Source organism: Chthoniobacter sp. (genome assembly GCF_040003245.1).
Lineage (GTDB): Bacteria > Verrucomicrobiota > Verrucomicrobiia > Chthoniobacterales > Chthoniobacteraceae > Chthoniobacter.
The window spans coordinates 16285-36004 of the sequence record NZ_JBDUCX010000037.1; the positions used below are offsets into that span (position 1 = coordinate 16285).

General features: G+C 62.9%; 12 protein-coding genes and 1 tRNA gene. 5 read left to right on the forward strand and 8 right to left on the reverse strand.

Annotated features, from left to right (window positions below; translation table 11 throughout):
* Positions 1 to 4: 4 nt before the first annotated feature.
* Positions 5 to 2452 carry a DEAD/DEAH box helicase gene (locus ABJF10_RS07095; protein WP_348543837.1) on the forward strand — a complete coding sequence of 816 codons (2448 nt, stop codon included), beginning with the start codon at positions 5 to 7 and terminating at the stop codon, positions 2450 to 2452.
* Here the strand turns inward: ABJF10_RS07095 and sufU are convergent.
* The 3 genes from sufU to ABJF10_RS07110 are packed head-to-tail and all read right to left on the reverse strand — an operon-like array spanning position 2449 to position 4415.
* Entirely contained in the window at positions 2449 to 2913 is a 465-nt protein-coding gene (sufU, locus tag ABJF10_RS07100; RefSeq protein WP_348543838.1) for a Fe-S cluster assembly sulfur transfer protein SufU, read from the reverse strand. The two genes, ABJF10_RS07095 and sufU, sit on opposite strands and share 4 nt — an antisense overlap.
* A complete protein-coding gene (locus tag ABJF10_RS07105) occupies positions 2910 to 4139 on the reverse strand; it encodes a cysteine desulfurase (RefSeq protein WP_348543839.1) in 1230 nt (409 codons plus the stop codon). Before ABJF10_RS07105 ends, sufU begins: the two co-directional genes overlap by 4 nt.
* A gap of 21 nt (positions 4140 to 4160) precedes the next feature.
* Complete coding sequence (locus tag ABJF10_RS07110; RefSeq protein WP_348543840.1) at positions 4161 to 4415, reverse strand: hypothetical protein; 255 nt, start codon at positions 4413 to 4415, stop codon at positions 4161 to 4163.
* Positions 4416 to 4596: 181 nt separating this feature from the next.
* On the opposite strand from ABJF10_RS07110, the gene ABJF10_RS07115 reads away from it, so the two are divergent.
* The 3 genes from ABJF10_RS07115 to ABJF10_RS07125 all read left to right on the forward strand — a co-directional run bounded on the left by ABJF10_RS07115 (position 4597) and on the right by ABJF10_RS07125 (position 10009).
* On the forward strand, positions 4597 to 6813 hold the full coding sequence (locus ABJF10_RS07115; RefSeq protein ID WP_348543841.1) for an autotransporter outer membrane beta-barrel domain-containing protein: 2217 nt from the start codon (positions 4597 to 4599) through the stop codon (positions 6811 to 6813).
* 164 nt (positions 6814 to 6977) lie between these two features.
* Entirely contained in the window at positions 6978 to 8555 is a 1578-nt protein-coding gene (locus tag ABJF10_RS07120) for a sulfatase (RefSeq protein ID WP_348543842.1), read from the forward strand.
* 116 nt (positions 8556 to 8671) lie between these two features.
* A complete protein-coding gene (locus ABJF10_RS07125) occupies positions 8672 to 10009 on the forward strand; it encodes a tetratricopeptide repeat-containing protein (RefSeq protein ID WP_348543843.1) in 1338 nt (445 codons plus the stop codon).
* A 23-nt stretch (positions 10010 to 10032) separates the two neighbouring features.
* On the opposite strand, the gene moeB is transcribed toward ABJF10_RS07125, so the two are convergent.
* Positions 10033 to 11226, reverse strand: coding sequence for a molybdopterin-synthase adenylyltransferase MoeB (gene moeB / locus ABJF10_RS07130; RefSeq protein ID WP_348543844.1), 1194 nt, complete (start codon positions 11224 to 11226; stop codon positions 10033 to 10035).
* A gap of 96 nt (positions 11227 to 11322) precedes the next feature.
* A complete protein-coding gene (locus ABJF10_RS07135; protein ID WP_348543845.1) occupies positions 11323 to 11568 on the reverse strand; it encodes a hypothetical protein in 246 nt (81 codons plus the stop codon).
* 129 nt (positions 11569 to 11697) lie between these two features.
* Here ABJF10_RS07135 and ABJF10_RS07140 point away from each other — a divergent pair, with 129 nt between their 5' ends.
* Entirely contained in the window at positions 11698 to 13065 is a 1368-nt protein-coding gene (locus ABJF10_RS07140; protein ID WP_348543846.1) for a nucleoside recognition domain-containing protein, read from the forward strand.
* On the opposite strand, the gene ABJF10_RS07145 is transcribed toward ABJF10_RS07140, so the two are convergent.
* From ABJF10_RS07145 to vccA, 3 genes are all read right to left on the reverse strand, one after another.
* Entirely contained in the window at positions 13066 to 13914 is an 849-nt protein-coding gene (locus ABJF10_RS07145) for a substrate-binding domain-containing protein (RefSeq protein ID WP_348543847.1), read from the reverse strand. It abuts the gene before it with no gap.
* Positions 13915 to 13965: 51 nt separating this feature from the next.
* Positions 13966 to 14041 (reverse strand) — tRNA-Phe (locus ABJF10_RS07150).
* 658 nt (positions 14042 to 14699) lie between these two features.
* Positions 14700 to 19607, reverse strand: a complete 4908-nt coding sequence (gene vccA, locus ABJF10_RS07155; RefSeq protein ID WP_348543848.1) for a Verru_Chthon cassette protein A — start codon at positions 19605 to 19607, stop codon at positions 14700 to 14702.
* Positions 19608 to 19720: the final 113 nt, after the last annotated feature.

The following is a 19720-nucleotide window of genomic DNA, read 5'->3' on the forward strand; positions in this document are numbered from 1 at the left end:
TGTGATGTTGTGGAGGGCTCATGCCGGACTCTCCCTTACTGCCATCGCCATCAACACGCTGCTTCAAAATCTCGTCATTCCCGATCTCTGGCAGCAAGACGCCGTGCGCGCCCTGCGCGAGGGGCGGGATGTCGTTGTCCACGCGCCAACCGGGGCGGGCAAGACTTACGTCTTCGAGCTGTTTCTTCCCGAGTTGAAAGGCCAGGCCATTTTCACCGTGCCGACCCGCGCGCTGGCGAACGACAAGCTCGCCGAATGGCAGACCCGCGGCTGGGACGTGGGCATCTCCACCGGCGACGTCGCTTCCAAACTCGACGCCAAGGTCATCGTCGCCACGCTCGAGACGCAGAAGGGCAAATTCCTCCAGCGACTGGGGCCACGCCTGCTCGTGGTGGACGAATACCAGATGATCGCCGACGCCATGCGCGGCGTGAACTACGAGCTCGCCCTCGCGCTCGCCCCGGCGGAGACGCAATTACTGCTGCTCAGCGGCAGCGTCGCCAACCCGCAGGATATCGTCGCGTGGCTCCGGCGCATCGGACGCGATGCGGTGCTCGTCTCGCACGCCGAGCGGCCGGTGCCGCTGGAGGAAGTCGATCTCGAGAATCTGCCGAACAAGACGCCGTCGAACGTGCGCGGGCGCTGGCCCCGCCTCATCGGTAACGCCCTGCGCGCCGATCTCGGCCCCATCCTGCTCTTCGCCCCTCGCCGGCGCGCCGCCGAGGAACTCGCCCGCGACCTCGCCTCTGCACTACCTGCCGATGCGCCGCTGCACCTCACCTTCGAGCAACAGCAACTCGCCGGCCCCCAGCTCGCGAAACTGCTCAGCCGTCGCATCGCCTTTCACCACAGCGGTCTCAGTTACGCCCAGCGCGCCGGGCTCGTGGAACCGCTGGCCAAGGCCGGCCAGCTCCGCGCGGTCGTCGCCACCATGGGCCTCGCCGCCGGCATCAACTTCTCGATGCGCGCCGTGGTCATCACCGACACCCGTTACATGGCGGGCAACATCGAGCGCCAGGTATCGCCCGATGAAGTCCTGCAAATGTTCGGCCGCGCCGGGCGGCGCGGGCTCGACGATATCGGCTACGCGCTCATCAGCGACCGCCCACCGCGCCTGCACGATGGCCGCCCCCGCCAGCTCAAGCGTCCCGCACAGGTGGACTGGCCCACCTTGATCGCCGTGATGCACGCCGCGGCTCAAACTGGAGCCGATCCCTTCGCCGCCGCGCTCGACTTGAACACGCGCCTCTTCACCGCGCAGCCCGTCCCACTCGGCATCGAGCATGCGCGCCAAACCGGGCCAATGCCCTGCGGTCTTTCCGTGGACATGGAACGCGCGCGTTTCGCCCGGCGCGGCGTCGCGGAGATGCTAAACTCGCGCGGCGAATGGGAGTCTCTGCCCGCACCGGGGGAGTCCACACTTGGCGAAGCCATGGTCTGCGAAAACGATCGTTGGCGCCCGGCGCTCTCGCTCGCCCGGACGCTCGACAACCTCGGCTTGGGCAATCTCTGCAAACTCGAAGCCGAACGCGCGAAGCGTTACGGACGCGAAGCCGCCATCGCCACACAACGCGACGACCGCACGCTATCCCTCGCCCCGTGGCTGCGGCGACTCTTGCGCAAGTCGCGGTTCGATGCCGACAGCTTCCAACGTGAGGTGGTCGAACGACTCCTCTCTCTGCTGCAACAGGCGGCACCGAAAGACCACGCGATCCCGCCCACCACGATCGTGCAGGTCATCACTCGCGGGCATCAGCTCCTCGCCCGCCAGGATTTCTCGGCGGTGTCGGTCACCGCCTTCTTTGACCGCCACGGTCAACCGCTCAGCACACCGCCGGAGCGGCGCGAGCTGCCGCCCGCCTGCCGCACCTGCCCCGAACTCGCCGTCTATTGCGAGCGCGTCGAGATCACCCCGTCCCCCGCTTATGCCTGGCGGCGCCTGGGTCTCATCGACGTCGCGGGCGCACCCACCCAACGCGGCGTCCTCTTCAGCTTCTTTCACCACGGCGAAGGACTAGCTGTTGCCGCCGCCTTGGAGGACGAGAGCTATCCCATCGAGGAGCTCGTCTTCGATCTCGCCAATCTCCGCGCCGGGCCACGCTTCGCGGGGGACGATTCGCCCTACGGCGGCCGCCTCGGTGCGCTCTGCCAGCGCATCTATGAGCGGGCCGATCTTCCCGGCTACCTCGACATGGGCGTGCCCATCGACTACGGCGCAGGCGCGAGCGAAGTCGTCCGCGAAATCGTCGAGCGCGACACCTCCCGCACCCGCCTGCTCACCGAATCGCTGCGCCAGGGCGACCTCGAGCGCGCCCTCGTCGAATGGCGCAGCCTGCTCCGCCACATCATCTGGGCGCCGGATCATGACCTCCCCCGTTGGCGCACCTTGAAGAGCGCCGCCAACGAATTGCTCGAAAAGTCCACCTCACCGACAATCGTCGCCCGTCCTTAGACACCCTCCGTCGACACGCTGCTCTCCTTGTCCCCTGCCTCGATGGCCTGCTCCAGCGCCCGCCACGCGAGCATCGCGCACTTCACTCGCTGGGGAAATTTCTTCACGCCCTGCAACAGCCGCAGGTCGCCGAGCATCTTCGGCGGATCGGCTACTTCGATGGTCACCAGATCGTGAAAGGCACGAACCATCGTTTCCGCTTCCTCGCGGCTGCGGCCCTTGACCTTCATGGTCATCAGCGATGCCGAAGCCTGGCTAATCGCGCAGCCCTGGCCGGTGAATTTCAAATCTTCGACTCCGCCGTCGGCGCCAAACTTCACGTGCAGATGAATCTCATCACCGCACGAAGGATTGTCCCCGTGGACGTGCACCGCGCCCTCCGCGATCTCGCCCTTGTTCCGCGGGCGGCGCGAGTGATCGAGGATCACCGACTGGTAGAGTTCTTCGAGTTCGGTATTCATGCGAAAAAGCGCACGGCGTTATCGAGGATCTCCATCATCCGATCAATCTCCTCTTTGGTGTTGTAGAAGTAAAAGCTGGCGCGCGTCGTACCGGGCAGGCCCATCTTGCGCATCAGCGGTTGGTTGCAATGATGCCCGCCCCGCAGGGCGAGACCGTACTGGTCGGCATAGGTCGTGAGATCATGCGGATGCGCCGCCGCCATCACGAAGCCGACGAGCCCCGCGCGTTCCTTCGGACCCAGCACGCGCACACCCGGCAATTCCTCGAGCTGGCGCTGCGCATAGGCGGCGAGCTGCGTGTCGTGCTCGAAAATGGCCGCGCGCCCGATGCCCTCGAGGTAATCGATCGCCGCACCCAGTCCGATGGCGTCCGCGATGTTCGGCGTGCCGGCCTCGAATTTTCCGGGCGCCTTTTTGAAAGTACTGCGCTCGTAGTTCACGCTCAGGATCATCTCTCCCCCGCCGTGCCAGGGCGGCATCGCATCGAGCAATTCCGCACGCCCGTAGAGCGCGCCGATCCCGGTCGGCCCGCACATCTTGTGACCCGAGAGCGCGAGAAAATCGCAGCCCAGTGCCTGCACATCCACCGGACAATGCCCCGCACTCTGCGCCGCATCCACGAGGCTCACGGCGCCTACCGCCCGCGCCGCAGCACACAGGTCCGCCACCGGATTGATCGTCCCCAGTGAATTGGAAATGTGCGTGAAGGAAAAAAGCTTCACCTCCCGGGTGAGGAGCGAATCCAACGCGCCCAGCGTGAGCGTGCCATCGTCGCCCACTGGCACGAAGCGCAGCACCGCCCCCGTGCGCTCGGCCAGCAACTGCCACGGCACGAGATTGCTGTGGTGCTCCATCTCGGTGAGCAGGATGACATCGCCCGCGCGCAAAAACTTCGTTCCCCAGGTATTCGCCACGAGATTGATGCTCTCGGTCGTGCCGCGCGTGAAGATGATCTCGTCCGCGCTGACCGCGTTCAAATACGTCGCGACCTTCGCCCGCGCCGCCTCGTAGCCCTCCGTCGCCCGCGTGCTCAGCACGTGCAGCCCACGGTGTACGTTGGCGTTGTCATGCTCGTAGTAGTGCCGCAGCGCGTCGATCACCGCGCGGGGCTTTTGCGAGCTGGCCGCACTGTCAAAATAGATCAAGGGCTTCCCGTGCACCTCTTGGTGCAGGATCGGAAAGTCCTCGCGGATGGCCTGCCAGTTCACTGCGGTCGTCGTCTGCATATCGGCAATATGGCCCGGCCTTCACTCCGCGCCAAGCGCGATCGCTTCGTCGAGCAGCAGCACTGGGATGCCATCGCGAATCGGAAAGAGCAGCGCACCATCCTCGCGCACCAGGCCCGCGGGGATTGGCTCCCGCACCAGCTTCCCGGTCCGATCGCGCAAAGTGCCCGCCACCCGGGCGTCATCGAGCTGCGCCAGCAGTTCCGCCGAGGCCGGCGACAAGGCCTGCATGGTCTGCGGGCAGCGCAGGAGGGTGAGAAGTGCATCGGAAATCATCGGGCCTTTAATGGTCGGCAATTCGGGCGATGTCGATGCCCTTGAGGCGGTTAGGTTGTCGACCATCAGCGACGGACAAATCGATTGACGCTCATTCCACAGATGCCTACACCCATCCGCTAGTTTTTCGGGAGCGCCGCGGTGGCGTTTGCCGGTTTGCCCTCACACCAACACTATGAAGATGAAATCCTTGCGTCGCACGGTTCCCATTCTCGCTGGCGCGGTGTCCCTGCTCCTGGCGACACCCGTTCCCTCCGCACAGGCGGCGAACAAGCGTTGGACGGAAAACACCGGCACCCCGGTCTGGGCGACTCTGCTCCTCAACAACTGGACCGGCATCCTCTCGCCCACCCGCATCGATACCGCCATTTTCGGCGAAAGATTTACCCCTTCGCCCTTGGATGCGTTTTACCGTGTCCGCACCGATGGCAGCGAAGTTCTGCTCGTGAAAGTCCTTCCCGCGGTACCCGGCCCCATCGCCGCCGACCTCGTCTTTCAAAACGACTGGAAGCTGACGGAACCGACTCGGGGATTGGTGGGCTTTTTTGCCGCTCCGCTGACCTTGACGGGCGGCTTCGTCACCGTCACCGGCGCGCACACGGCGATCATCGACGCGGATGTGATCATGGCCAGCAACCAACTGACCAAACTGGGTTCCGGCACGCTCCTTTTGGAACGGGAAGTCAGGGGCAGTGTCGTCGTGCAGGAAGGCGTGCTCGGCGGCAACTTCACCACTACCGGCAACCTGACCAACCAGGCGACGCTGAGCCCCGGCAATTCGCCCGGGACCATTACCGTGCGCCGCAATTACCAGCAGACGGCCACGGGCACCCTGGCCCTGGAGATCGCATCGCCCACTTCCTACGATCATCTGCTCGTCAATGGCAGCGCACAACTGCACGGCAACTTGGATGTAGCCCTGCTCAATGGCTATCGCCCGAAGAAAGGTCAGAAGTTCACCTTCCTTTCGGCCGGCGGTGGTGTCTCGGGAGAATTCGACAAGGTGAATGCACCTGTGTGGGACCTGCTCACACTGCGGCCGTTTTATTCCGGGGATAGCGTGGCGCTGAAAGCTGTCGTGGCTTCCTTCGACGCGCTGCCGGACCTCACGTCCAACCAGCACGCCGTGGCCTATAACCTCGACCGCGTGATCAGCGATCCGCACGCGACGAAACTGATCCACTATCTCTACAGCAAAGACCTCAACGAATTACCGGGCTTCTACGACAAGATCGCGCCCGAGGAATTGACCTCCATTTTCGCCATCGGTACCTCGCTGGCCACCGTGCAATCGCTGAACATCCAGCGGCGCACCGATGACATCCGCAGCGGTTCGAACGGTTTCAGTTCGCAACGTTTCGCCATGAATGGCTCGGCCCCGAACTACAGCGGCACCTTCAACATCGCCAGCGGCGTCGCTGGTCCCAATGGCCACGCTGGCAAGGAGAGCAAGGAGGACTATCCTCCCGTGGCCATCCCCGCTGAAAATAATCGTTGGGGCACCTTCCTCTCCGGCACCGGCGAATGGGTGAGCGTCGGTAACACCGACAACGCCCGTGGCTACGACTTGAACAGCGGCGGCTTCACCCTCGGCATCGATTACAAGGTCACTCCTAACTTCGCCATCGGCCTGGCCGCGGGTTACACCGGCACCACCGCGGACCTTGTCGATCGCGGTCGCGTCTGGGTCAACGGCGGCAAGATCGGCCTCTACGCTACCTTCTTCCAGAATGAACAAGCGGCCGCGGCTCCGACGATGTCGAAAGACTCCTCCAAGGATTCCTCGAAAGAAGCTCCGGCTCCCGCACCGAGCATTGCGAAGGGCTTCTATGCCGACGTGGCCGTCTTTGGCGGTTACAATAGCTACGATACCCGTCGCAGCGCGCTGCAAGGCGAAGCCCGCGGCGACACCGATGGCGGCGAACTCAACGCCCTCTTCGGCATGGGCTATGACATCAAGAAGGGCAACCTCACCTTTGGGCCCACGGCTTCCTTCAACTACACCTATATCGGCACCAGCGAATTCGCCGAGCACGGCTCGCTCGCTCCATTGAACATCCACGGCGGCAAAGGTGAATCCCTGCGCACCGCGCTCGGCTTCAAGGCCAGCTACGACTGGAAGGTCGGCGGCATCCTCATCAAGCCCGAGATTCGCGCCGCCTGGCAGCACGAGTACGGCGACGCCGCTTACGCGCTCGACTCCAGCTTCGCCAACGGCGCGGGCAATTCCTTCCTCGTCAACGGCCCGCAGCTCGGCCGCGACAGCGTGCTCCTCGGCGCCGGCTTCGCCATCCAATGCAGCGAGCGGACGTCGACCTACTTCTACTACGATGGCGAACTCGGCCGGAAGAACTACCAGTCGACCAATGTGACCGGTGGCTTCCGTTACGCATTCTAAGCGACACAACTTCATCGTCCCGATTCCAGTGCGTGGCTCCATTGGCTCCATTGGCTCCATTGCGGAAAACTGCCTTTGTTCGGCCAAGAATCGCGTTTTCGACCTCAAGAAAGAAGCTTGCACCGGGTAGGACATTGACGTGCAACTGCACGGTCCCCCTCCCGATGAAATCCCTCCTCGCGTTCTTCCTTCTAGCGTCCCTGGCCGCACTCTCCGCGACTGCCGCCACACCACCGAATATCCTCTTCGCCGTCGCCGATGACTGGGGCATGCACGCCGGGGCCTATGGCACGAAGTGGGTGCAGACGCCATCGTTCGATCGCGTGGCGCGCGAAGGCATCCTCTTCAACCACGCCTACACGCCGAGCGCGAAGTGCGCGCCGTCGCGCTCGTGCATTCTCACGGGGCGCAATCCCTGGCAGCTCAAGGAAGCCGCGAATCACATCTGCTATTTTCCGCAGGAGTTCAAAAGCTGGGGCGAGGCGCTCACGGAACACGGGTGGTTCGTCGGCTTTACCCAAAAAGGCTGGGGACCCGGCGAGGCGAAGGACGCGGCGGGCGAGCCGCGGTTGTTGACTGGCATCGCGTTCAACCAACGCAAGGCGCCGCCGCCCACGACGGGCATTAGCAACAACGACTATGCCGGAAATTTCGCGGCCTTCCTCGACGCCGCGCCCGCGGGCCAGCCGTGGTGTTTTTGGTACGGCAGCGTGGAACCGCACCGCGGCTATGAGTTTGGCTCCGGTGTCGCCAAGGGAGGCAAGAAGCTCACGGACATCGATCGCGTGCCGGCCTGCTGGCCCGACAATGACGAGGTGCGCAACGACCTGCTCGACTACGCTTTTGAAGTCGAGCACTTCGACCGCCATCTCGGGCGGATGCTCGCCGAGCTGGAAAAGCGCGGCCTGCTCGCCAACACCCTCGTGATCGTCACCAGCGACAACGGCATGCCTTTCCCGCGCAGCAAAGGCAACTCCGGCGAGCTGCCCAATCACATCCCGCTCGCCGCGATGTGGCCGGGCCACATCGCGCAGCCGGGGCGCACGGTCGATGATTATGTGAGCTTCGTGGACGTGGCGCCGACGCTGATCGATGTCGCCGGTCTCGCATGGCCGGCCACCGGCATGGCCGAACCCGCCGGGCATAGCCTCACCGGGATTTTCCGTTCCGAAAAATCCGGCCTCACCGATCCGGCGCGCGACCACGTGCTCATCGGCCGCGAGCGCAATGACATCGGTCGTCCGCACGACGAAGGCTATCCGATCCGCGGCATCATCAAGGGCGGCTATGTCTATCTCGAAAATTTCGCGCCCACGCGCTGGCCGGCCGGCAATCCCGAGACTGGCTATCTGGATTGCGACGGCAGCCCCACGAAGACATCCATCCTGGAGGCCCATCGCAAGAACCCGGCCGATATCTTCTGGGCGCGCTGTTTCGGCCTGCGCCCGGGTGAGGAATTCTACGATCTCGCCCACGATCCCGATTGCCTGAAGAATCTCGCCCTCGCCCCGCAAAGCACCTCCGTGCAATCGGACCTGCGCGAGCAACTCCTCGCCGAACTCCGCACCCAGGCCGATCCCCGCATGAATGGGAACGGCAAGGTCTTCGATCAATATCTGCACTCCAACAAGAATCACGTCGGATTCTACGAGCGTTTCATGGCGGGCGAGAAGATGACGACGCCATGGGTGAACGCGACCGACTTCGAGAAGGCGGATTCCGTTCCCGCGCCGGCCAAGTAATTCTGGCCGCGCCGGAAAATGCCACCTTTGCTGCTTCGTCCCGCGTTTGGATTCGTTCGTTACAATGCCGGCCCATAATCCTAGTTTAGCCGCCGCTCCGATCCACTCCTGAACCTATGCCACGCCCCATCTGTTTCATGGTCATGCCGTATCGCACGAAGCCCACGCAAGCGGGCAGTCCAGCACCGGCGAATATCAATTTCGACAGCCTCTGGGAGAAGGCACTGCGGCCGGCCATTGAGGCGCTGGGATATCAGGCAATCCGGGCCGACCAGGATCTCGGCGCGCTTATCATCCATGAAATGTTGGAGCGCCTGTATTTTTCCGACCTCGTGATCGCCGACATGACGATCCCCAACGGCAACGTCTACTACGAGGTGGGCATCCGCCACGCCGCGCGCAACGCCGGTTGTGTCTTGATCTCTGCCGACTGGTCCAAGGCTCTCTTCGACATCGATCAAATGCGACGGATCGTCTACCCGCTTCCCGAGCAGGAGGTTTCCGACGCGATCGCCGCCGAGATTCGCCAAAAGCTCGCCGATGGAGTTCCTGCTCTCGCCCAGGGAGTCGCACCGATGTTTCAAGTCCTCCGCGGCTATCCCGGAGCGGTCGACCCCAAGCGCGCCGCGGTCATCAAGGATTTTGTCCAGCAGCTCTCCAATTTCCAAGCGCAGGTGGAAGCGGTCCGTGCGTCGCCGTCCAGCGAGCAGAAATCGCTGGCGTTGGCCCTGCGCGATCAATTCGCCAACCAGCGCCCGATCATCGCCGCGGTCGCCTTGGAGATTCTCTATTTGCTGCGCGACTTCGTCGGTTGGGCCGAGACGCTGGCCTACATCGATAGTCTTCCCAAGGACCTGACCGATCTCTTGATCGTGAAAGAGCAGCGCTGCCTGGCTGTCGACAAGACCGGCAACACCACCGAGGCAATCGGTGCCCTCAAGGAGTTGATCGCCACCAGCGGCGCGACGTCCGAGCGCTACGGAATGCTGGGCGGGCGCTACAAGAAGCTATCTCGCGATAAGACGGCCACGCCCAACGACAAGCTCGTGAATCTCGGCAAGGCCATCGAGAGCTATGAGAAGGGAATGAATCTCGACCTGAACGACTACTATTCCTCCGGCAATCTGCCGCTGCTTTACCGGGAGCGCGGACGGCGCGGCGACGAGAATCGCGCCACGGCCACCGCCCAAGTGGCCCGCATGGCTTGCGAACGGTCGCTGGCCCTCAACCCGAATGACCCATGGGTGCGCCCCACCCTGCTCGGCATGGCCTTTTTTGCCGGCGATGCCACCGCGGCGGAAGAACTCGGCGACCGGGTCGCGAGCGATGGCGTGGTGAAATGGAAGCTCGACACCACGCTCGCGGACCTGGAGACGAGCCTCGGGCGCGTGAAAGAACCGGAGACAAAAGCACGCCTTCAGGCCGTTTTCGACGGCCTGAAGTCACTGATGTAGCCGGTGCGGGAAGGGTGCCTGCGCTAGTATTTCGGCACGCTGGTGTCGATCTGCTCAGCCCAGGCGAGGATGCCGCCTTCGAGGTTGTTCAGCTTGTTGAAGCCGGCTTCCTGCAGGAGCTTGAGGGCGCGCGCGGAACGGGCGCCGCTCTTGCACTGGAGGACGATGTCGTCGGCGCTATCGAGTTCGCTCATGCGCGACGGGAGCTGGCCCAGCGGGATGAGCGTCGCGCCGGGGATGCGGCAGATGTCCCACTCGAAGGGCTCGCGCACGTCGATGAGGCGGAACTTGTCGCCACGATCGAGCTTCGCCTTGAGATCCTGCACGGTGATTTGCGGGACGGGCGCCTCGGCTTCTTCGGCGGCCTTGGCCTGCGGGATGCCGCAGAATTGATCGTAGTCGATGAGCTCGGTGATGGTCGGATTCGCGCTGCACACCGGGCACTTCGGATCCTTGCGCAGCTTGAATTCGCGGAACTTCATCTTCAGCGCGTCGAAGGCGATCATCCGGCCGATGAGCGGCTCGCCGATGCCCATGATGAGCTTCACGGCCTCGATGGCTTGCATGACGCCGATGATGCCGGGCAGCACGCCGAGCACCCCACCTTCGGCGCAGCTCGGGACCATGCCGGGAGGCGGCGGTTCCGGGAACATGCAGCGGTAGCACGGTCCGCCGAGATGCGGCGCGAAGACGGTGCACTGCCCATCGAAGCGGAAGATCGAGCCGTAGATGTTGGGCTTCTTGAGGAAGACGGCGATGTCGTTCGAGCAATAGCGCGTGGGAAAATTGTCCGTGCCATCGATGATAATGTCGTAGGGCTCGGAGATGCGGCGCGCGTTAGCCGAGGTGAAGAAGTCGTCGTAGAGATCGACCTGCACGTTCGGGTTCACTTCGCGGATGCGGTCGCGGGCGCTGTTCAATTTCTTGCGGCCCACGTCCTTGGTGCCATGCAGGATCTGCCGCTGGAGATTGGAGAAATCGACGGTATCGGCATCCACGAGCCCCATGCGGCCCACGCCGGCGGCGGCGAGATAAAGCGCGATGGGCGAACCAAGGCCGCCCGCGCCGATGCACAGGACGCTGGCTGCCTTCAGGCGCTTCTGCCCCTCGAGCGTGACCTCGGGCATGATCAAGTGCCGGGAGTAACGGGCGATCTCGTCGTTGCTGAATTCAATGCGCTCGAGGCGCTCGGGGTCGATGATGCTGCTGATGGCCATAATGGGGAAATTCGGGACGCGGAGCCTACCACGCCCGCGCGATTTGCCAAGGGCCGGGCCGTGTCATAGCCTCGAAAGCCTCATTTCACCGTCGCTTTACGCTGTCGCCGGGACTTCCTTTTCCAACGCCACGATATTCGCCTCGGCGATGGTCACCCCGGTATCGTCGTCGAACCACACGTGCACGCGTGAGCCCCGTGGATTGAGCCCGGCATGCTCCCCGCTGGCCACGCGGTAGCGCAGGCCACTACGGGTGACGATAAGAAAGGGCACAAACGGTCTCTGCCCGAGCAGGCGCTGAATATCGGCAATCGTGGCTCTCGTATTTCCGCGGGCAGGCATGGGGATCGGGCTAAACTTTTATCACCAGATTTGAATTCGGCCACCGGGATTTTGTAAAATATAGCGTCGATTCGGACCGGCTTCTTTTCTTTTGCTCCTAGCCATGCCCGGACGGCATAGTGCGGGCTCATGCTCAATTGGATCTGGCTCGCATTTCTCCTCATCGCGGTGTTGGTGGGCGGCTTTAACGGAAAACTGCCGCAGATGACCACGGGGGTTTTTGAGACCGCCAGCGATGCGGTGATGAAGATCGCGCTGCCGCTGGTAGGGGTGATGGCCATCTGGCTCGGGATCATGCGGCTGGCGGAACGCTCGGGGCTGGTGCAGTTCATTGCGCGGGCGTTGCGACCCCTCCTGCGTCTGCTTTTTCCCGAGGTGCCACCCGATCACCCGGCGATGGGCGCGATAGTGATGAACATGGCGGCGAACATGCTCGGCCTGGGCAATGCGGCGACTCCCCTGGGCTTGCGCGCGATGAGCCTGCTGGAGAAGCTCAATCCGCGACCGGGCACGGCGACGAATGCGATGTGTACCTTTCTCGCGATCAATACGGCCTCGATCCAACTCGTGCCGACGACCGCCATCGCGATCCTGGCGGTGAATCACGCGCAGAACCCCACGGCGATCTTCCTGCCGGCGCTTCTCGCGACGTGCATCGCGGCGTGCTCGGGTGTTTGCGCCGCGAAGGTGCTGGAGCGGTTGCCGATGTTCAGAGCCAAGGATGAAGGCGGAGCCGAGGCCCTGCGAGACGTCCACGGTGCAATGGGGGCAACGATGAAGGATGAAGAAACGGCGGCGGCGACGACAACCGTGCCGGTGGAGGAAGTGGCGGTGGAAAAGGTGGAGGTATCGCCGTTGCACCCGATCGGAGCCATCGCCCTGGTCGCCTTCGTCCTCTGTTTTGTCTGGATGTTCGCGCGGCTGACGTGGCTCGCGCCGTCGGCGGACCTCGCGGAAAAGCCGGATTGGTTGCGGCCGCTGCTGGTGATCTCAATGCTGGCCGTGCCGTTTCTGCTTTCGTTCTTTCCACTCTATGCGGCCCTGCGCGGGGTGAAGGTGTATGAGCAATTCGTCGAGGGGGCGAAGGAGGCCTTCGGCGTGGGGATGCGGATCGTGCCTTTCCTGGTGGCGATGCTGGTCGCGATCCGGCTGCTGCGTGATTCGGGGGTAATTGCGCAAGTGACCGATACGCTCACCCCAGTGCTGGCGGCGCTCCGTTTCCCGGCCGATCTGCTGCCCATGGTGTTGATGCGCCCGTTGAGCGGCAGCGCGACGCAGGGGCTCTTTGTGGAGCTCGTGCAGCATCTCGGGCCGGACAACATCGTGAGCCGCATGGCGGCGACGATCTACGGCAGCACGGAGACGACGTTTTACGTGATCGCCGTCTATTTCGGCAGCGTGGCCGTGCGGCAGACGCGGCACGCCATCCTCGCGGGGCTCACCGCGGACACCGTGGCGGTGATCGCGTCGATCACGCTCTGCCGGCTGTTCTTTTGACTACGGCGCGGTGAGCGTGCTTTGCGGCGTGAAGTCGTGGGCGCCGATAATCTTCTGTCCTTTTTCGCCGACGAGAAACTCGAGCAGCTTCTTCTTGTCCGCCGCAGGCTCCCGCGGAAAAACGATGACGATCGGGCGGCTGAGCGGATAGCTGCCGTCGAGAATATTGGCCTTGCTGGGATCGACGGTTTTGCCGTTGTCGTCGATGAGCCCCAGCGGGAAAACATGGCGGCGATCGGCCCAGCGCAGGCTGGCGACGGAGATGCCGCCGGAAGCGAACTCCAGCGTGGTCTGGGTGTCCGGCCCATCGGTCACGATTTGCCAGGTAACGGCGGGAGCGCGATGGATGTCGCCGTAGAGCCACGCGGCGAAGATCTCCCACACCCCGTGGTCATGCGCGGGGTCGAAAAAGATCATCGGGCGTTCTTCGCCCCCGACATCCTTCCAACTGCGCGCCTTGTTTTCGTAGAGATCGAGGATCTGCTGGCGCTTGAGCGCGTGCACCCCACTGTCCCAAACCGTGCGCGCCACCACCACCGTGACGACGTGAGCGCCGAGCGTGGTCTCCGAGAAACGCATGTCGGGATAAGCCACGCGCTCCTCCGTCTTCAAGGCGCGGCTCAGCAGGGCGACATCGATTTCGCCTGCGCCCAGCGCGCCGATGACTTGCGTGTTGCCCGCTTCTTCCACGAGCCTGACCTGGATGCCTTGGTCGCGCAAAGGGCGCACGAGATCCGTAGCCAGGGGGAGCAACGACGGCGTGCACTGGAGGCGAATCGACGGCTCCGCGGGCGCACGAACGCAGAGCACGGCGGACAAGGCGATCAGAAGGACAGGAAAGGGCTTCATGAGGGCAAAAAGGGAGTGGCAGCGTTTCACCCCCGCGTGCCCGTGCGGGGATGGTGGCTGGGGGGAGAATCGAACTCCCGACACGAGGATTTTCAGTCCTCTGCTCTACCAACTGAGCTACCCAGCCATTGAAAGGGCGTGCACATTTCCCGTCTCACGCGCCGATGGCAAGCGATTTTTGAAATTCGCCCCCATTTCCGTCTGTCCGGACGTCCCCAGACTGCCCGCCCACGGGGAGCGGTCTGGCGGGCCGGCCGATTCTCCCAGGACTTGCGCGGCCAGCAAATCAGGCCATGCGCTTGCAGATCGCGGAGGTGAGAGGATCACGGGGAAATTCGCGAGTGGGATCGAGTGGGATCGGGTGGGATTTCCAGAGTTGAATACGACTGGGAGCCGAGTGGGATTGATCCACCGCGACCGCTGCGCGGAAAGGCCGGTTGGAAAAAATTCGCAAGCTTGATCACCTTGATTACCTTGATTCACCTTGAGCCGGCTTGAGGAGCGCTGGAGAAAATATCCGGCACGATTAGGCACGACTGGGAACGATTGAACGCGACTGCCGAGTTGTCGCACCCGCGGGATGTGTCGTGAATCGTCGTTCGCATAAGGAGAACTCATATTGCCGGTAGACATGCCTGCGCGTCCCACTGGCGAATCCGCACTGCTCCCATCTGACACGCCCGCGCTATAGTATCGTGGGCCTGCGGGAAAACTTAGCAGCGTGCCGCGAACCCGAGCGACTATGGGGTAGCTCGTGGAAAGGACAGATGGGCCCGCGCTTTTCGTTACGGGGTGAACTTCTTGTTGATCACCACGCGGAAACGATAGAGCGGCTCCACGGATTTCTGGTCCGGATTGATCGCATTGGAAGGGCCGGTGGCGAAGCGCGGGTCGGCGGGATCGATGTAGCGTTCGATGGTGGACGCTCCCCGGTATTCACCGAGGACGTTGTCCTTGCCTTCCACCCACGTCGCATAATTGCCACCCGGGCCACGGGCCGCCTGGCGCAAGGTCTGCACCCGCATGTGCACGGTGAAGGTGTTCGATTTCGTCGTCACCCGCGGATACAAGTCGGTGTAGGGTTTCTCACGCTCGTTGTCGCCGGTGAGGTCGCCGGATTTGGCCCAATAAGTTTGCAACGCCGAAGTTTCACCGCTGGGCGTGCCCGCATACGCGGAGATGTCGTTCCGCGGATAGAAGTACCGTTCACAGACCTGGCTGGCGGACTTGAAGAAGCCGTTGTCGGGGTCACCGGCGTAGAAGTCGTAAAACCCGTCGAAACCCGCGATGGTCAAATCACGATCCAGTTCCTTGCGGAAATTGGTCGGGATCGGGAGCGGATTGCCATTCGGGCCATTCAACGGGGTGAAGCCCGCGGTGAGCTGGCCCGTCTTATAGGTGAGGAATTGGCTGCTGTTACTGACGTTACTGGCGCCCTGGCTGTCCACCACGGTGACCCGCAGCGGATACAGTGCGCCGCGCAGCGCAGTGGAGCGCCGGATGTAGTCAAACGGAGCGATCCGGTAGTTGAGGTTGACCTTGCCGGCGGTCGAGAAGGGCTCGCTGATCGGATACGGCTCCACCACGGGCATCTGGAAGAGATCGAGAAGCAAGTGATCTTTCGGATCCTGGTTCCCGGGGTGACCGGTGCCCGCCGGCACAGGCGAGAAACAGAGGGTCTGCCAGCCAAAATTCTCGGGGACTTGCGACGGCAGCGAGCCAAACATGCCAGGAGACGGCATCTGCCGGCTCGGCGAGGTGAAGGTGTTACCGGGCTTCTGGTAGGACCAGTTGCTGGTGAAGTAGGGAATCGGATAAACGTACTGGCCGTTATAGTCCAGATACCGATAGATCACGTTGCCTTCGTCCTGCTTGTTGCAGAAGGGTCCATCGGGGAAATCACCTGCCCCGTTATCAAAGTCGCCGGGAGCCGATCCCCCACCGTTGCCGCGCACCACGCCATTGACCATGGCGGTGGGATTGGCGCCTCCGCTCCACGGCAGATTGCCAAAGGCGCGGGTCTCTGGAAACACTGCCCGCAGCGGAAAGCTGGCCCCGCCGGTAATCGAGATATGGTTCCCCAGCGTGGCTTCCAGCCTCGGATCGCCACCGCCCATCAGCACATTGGCCGGAGCACTGGTGGAAACCAACTGGGTCACGGGGAAGTAGCGATTGCCGTCGCCTCCGCGCAGGACACAAGCCCGGGATTGCGGGCCGGTATAGTCGGGATGCGGTGCGAAATCGGTCGCCTGAATGGTCGACGTCACCGCCGCGAGCCGGAGATCTCCACTCGAGATCGCTTGTTTTCCGCTCAGGGTGCCTCCACTGGCACTCTTGCCATTCCAGTAGAGCAGGCTGCGAATGGTGTCTCCCGGCTGGACGATACACCGCCAGCGGTCGCCGAGATATCCAGGAGCGACCGGCGTCCCGGAGCTGTTGGTGTAAGGATCGTAGCTGCTCCCTCCTCCCAGCAGACCGCTGCCGGTATCCGGGGCGGTGCACCAGGCGATGCGGGTCGCCAGGGACCAGGAAGCCTGCAAGCTCGTGCGATAGGTAAAGACCGACAGTTTCGAGGTGCGGAGGCCCGTCGCCATGTTGGCAAAAAAGGCGCCGTTGCCCGTCCAATACCAAGTGTGCATGCCCGTACCCTGGTTCGAGGCCGTCACCGCACCACCATACCATTGCGGGTTGGCATCCATGGCGGCCCAGGTCGTCACATCGGCGTTCGGCATCTTAAATTGGTTGGCCGTCATGGGGTTCAACTGGGCGGGCGGGCCCTGGGGAACGGGCCAGTTCTGTCCCGCAGGGAAGGTCATATTAATGGTTTGCAGCGCCTTCGAGTTATTGTTCGTGCTGCTGCCCCCATAGTAGAGGAGCACGATGAGGCTGCCACCCGAGAAATTAAACGTGGGACTGGAATTGACCGACGGCCCGGGGATGGCAATCGCGCTCGAAGCCTTGGTCTGGAACGGATAATACTCCTCGGTAGTACTGTTGTAGGCGCTCCCGGGGAGGTTCGAGACGAACGAATTCTTGATCGGCTGGCTGGGGCTCGCGGAATTATACGTCTCCCCATAATCCGCGTTCATCGTCAGGAAGCTCGAGGCCACCGACGCCGAAACATTGTCCCATTTGACCTTATAGGGAGCCCAACTCACCCCACTGCCTTGCAAGGTGTGCATGAAGCCCTCGTAGCCGCCATAATTGCGCCCTCCCCAATAGGCCCCTGGGGCGCGATAGACGGTCGTCGCGACGCCCTGCTGCGCACCCGCGACCGGCCAGCCCATCGGCCCGCCACCGCCGCCGGGACCATTGATCGAAACCGACCAATCCTGGGGCCATCTGACTTCAATGCTCAATTTCGGATCGGTCTGGGCGGGATCCGTCTTGGGCGCATAACCCTGCATCGGATCAAAGGTCGAGAAGAGCAGGAAGGCCCGCATGTAGCCGCCCTTGACCTTGTTGGTGATGGGATCAAACTTGACATACCGGGAATTCGGAGCGCTCGGATCCCACTTGGACCAACTGGCCGATGTCAGATAGGACGACGCGGGGGCCGGCGGAACGTAGGACGCATCCATCTGCGGCCCGGCGTAGTAGAAGACCAGCGAGGCCTCGCAAAGCGTGGACATGCGGCCGAATCCCTTGGCTTGAGGAGCGTTGAAATAGGTGCCCGGCTTCGAGGGGACCACATAACCCCGGGGCGCGTACTGGATGGCCGCGCCCGTCGAGATCGTGGTCGTGGTGTCCTGGGAGTTTGCCAGCCGGACGTAGTCGAAAATCTCCGTCAGGACGGCCTGTTGGTCCTGGCTCGTGAAATTTCTCTGGGCGTAGGTGCGCCCCACCCCCGGGACCGCCCGGGCCATCAAATTTGGGAGGTAGCTCGACAGCAACGCCTTGTTGCGGGTTAATTCACAGTCCTGGATAAAGCCGGTATTGAACTCATATTGACTCTGGGAAACAGCCGGGTTCGTAGGGTCGGGATGGCCCGTGACGCTGGTCATGCTGCCGTTGGTCGCCAGTTCCCGGCGGGTAAAGATGTAGCGGTAAACCCCGCTGGCGGTATTCTTCGTGTCCGGGCGAGCCCCCCCACCCGTGGAAGCGCCGACGGTGGAACAGAACAAAATCAGGTTGTCGAAGACGTTCAGTCCCGTCGTCTCCGCCGCTGTTTCCGATCGCACCGGCCAGCAGGTCACCCGGGGCTGCCCGTACAGATTCAGCTCCGGCGCCCGGCTCTGCGTGGTCACGAAGAAACGCAGTTGATCGATGAGTTCCGGCGTAATCGGATTCCCGGGGAACGAGTTGTAGGCATTGACCGTCATCCGCGCGTAACCGGGACTGGAGAAGTTACCCGTCTTGACGTGAGGACCGAAGAGGAGCTCATCGGTGGAAGCGAAGAGCCGGTCCTGCTTGGGCTGCAACTGCTTGTTATCGAGATCACCCGGCGTATTGACCGGGTCGACGATGATGCGCTGGGTGCCGCCGACGGTCGAGGAGGGCTGGAGTTGCAGGTTCAGGTTGGAATAGCGCGGAACGAGCGCGTAAAGCTGCTCGGAACTCAGCAGGTTGTTCAGCACCGGAGCCAGCGAGGTGGTCGCCGGGTGGCCGGGATAGCGCTGAAACTCATTTTGCAACAACTGGCAGAGCGCCAGCCCACCGCTGGTCTTGTTCGGCTGCGGTATGCCGTTGGCATCGGGGATGCCATAATCGAATTCCGTATAAAATCGCGGCGTGTCCCAAAACGAACCGGCGAAGGCGCTGGGGCTGGACTGGTAAGCGGTCCCCAAGCTGCTCATATTCTTCGTAAAGCCCGCCGCCGTATTCAGGTTCAGTTTGCACGTCTCGTCGTCCGCCCAAAAGGCCATGCGGCCCACGATCGGGTTTTGCGCCGTGGGGACGTTCGTTCCCGAGGGGGCGGTGTTGACGAAGGTCGCCGTGCTCGTCCCGGTGTTGACGGGAGTCGTCAATTGCCCATCCTGCAGGATATAGATCCAGCGCACCGGCATCGGCAGGCGCTGGTTGTTCGCGTTGCCAGGTCCCACCGCGCCATGGACGGAACCCGAATCGTAGGTAAAGCCCTCCACGGTGTCCTGCCATTTCGTATCGGTGTACTGGGTCGCCGGGGTGACCGAATGCGTGTAGGCCCGCGGATCGATGACCGGAAAACGGGGCGTGGTCTGGTTGGAAATCGGATCCCGGACCAGCACCGGGGCGTTCAAGTCGGTCCACAAGGCCGGGGCCAGGTCCCAATTGGCATAGGAATCGCCGTTGGGATCGGAATACTGCCCCGTCTTGAAACCAGCCAGGTCAGTGCCCGTCAGGATCATCTTGTCGGAAGAGTAGAGCTTGAAAAAAGCATCTGCGCGGTTGGAGGCCGTGGAACCGGCTCCCACACCCAGGTTGGACCCGTAGACGCGAATCATGCCGGGCTGCGAGGCCCATGCTTCATTCCCCATCCCGTCGCCGTTGACATCGACGCCCCGCATCGTGGCGGCGGAGATTTGCCCCATCACGAGCTGGACGGCGGAATCCGCCAACTGACGTGTCGTCACGCCGGCGGCGAAATTGCGCGAAGCCTTCAACTCCGTGTTGACGCTACTAAAGAAAGCCACCGCCAGGGCGGAGATGATGACCAGAAAGCCCAGGACGATGATCAGGGCGACACCGGAAACGGATTGCTTGTGGAGTTTCATGGGTAGTGGGGGGTGTTTACTTGGTCTGGACACGGCTCCACTTGGCGCCGCGAATGCTGACATTGCTGGTGAAAACGCGATAAGTGACCTTTTCGTTCGTGAGGATGCGCTCG

Coding starts and splice junctions, on each gene's coding strand:
- ABJF10_RS07095 (WP_348543837.1), top strand. CDS start 5: ATGTTGTGGAGGGCTCATGCCGGACTCTCCCTTACTGCCATCGCCATC.
- sufU (WP_348543838.1), bottom strand. CDS start 2,913: ATGAATACCGAACTCGAAGAACTCTACCAGTCGGTGATCCTCGATCAC.
- ABJF10_RS07105 (WP_348543839.1), bottom strand. CDS start 4,139: ATGCAGACGACGACCGCAGTGAACTGGCAGGCCATCCGCGAGGACTTT.
- ABJF10_RS07110 (WP_348543840.1), bottom strand. CDS start 4,415: ATGATTTCCGATGCACTTCTCACCCTCCTGCGCTGCCCGCAGACCATG.
- ABJF10_RS07115 (WP_348543841.1), top strand. CDS start 4,597: ATGAAATCCTTGCGTCGCACGGTTCCCATTCTCGCTGGCGCGGTGTCC.
- ABJF10_RS07120 (WP_348543842.1), top strand. CDS start 6,978: ATGAAATCCCTCCTCGCGTTCTTCCTTCTAGCGTCCCTGGCCGCACTC.
- ABJF10_RS07125 (WP_348543843.1), top strand. CDS start 8,672: ATGCCACGCCCCATCTGTTTCATGGTCATGCCGTATCGCACGAAGCCC.
- moeB (WP_348543844.1), bottom strand. CDS start 11,226: ATGGCCATCAGCAGCATCATCGACCCCGAGCGCCTCGAGCGCATTGAA.
- ABJF10_RS07135 (WP_348543845.1), bottom strand. CDS start 11,568: ATGCCTGCCCGCGGAAATACGAGAGCCACGATTGCCGATATTCAGCGC.
- ABJF10_RS07140 (WP_348543846.1), top strand. CDS start 11,698: ATGCTCAATTGGATCTGGCTCGCATTTCTCCTCATCGCGGTGTTGGTG.
- ABJF10_RS07145 (WP_348543847.1), bottom strand. CDS start 13,914: ATGAAGCCCTTTCCTGTCCTTCTGATCGCCTTGTCCGCCGTGCTCTGC.
- vccA (WP_348543848.1), bottom strand. CDS start 19,607: ATGAAACTCCACAAGCAATCCGTTTCCGGTGTCGCCCTGATCATCGTC.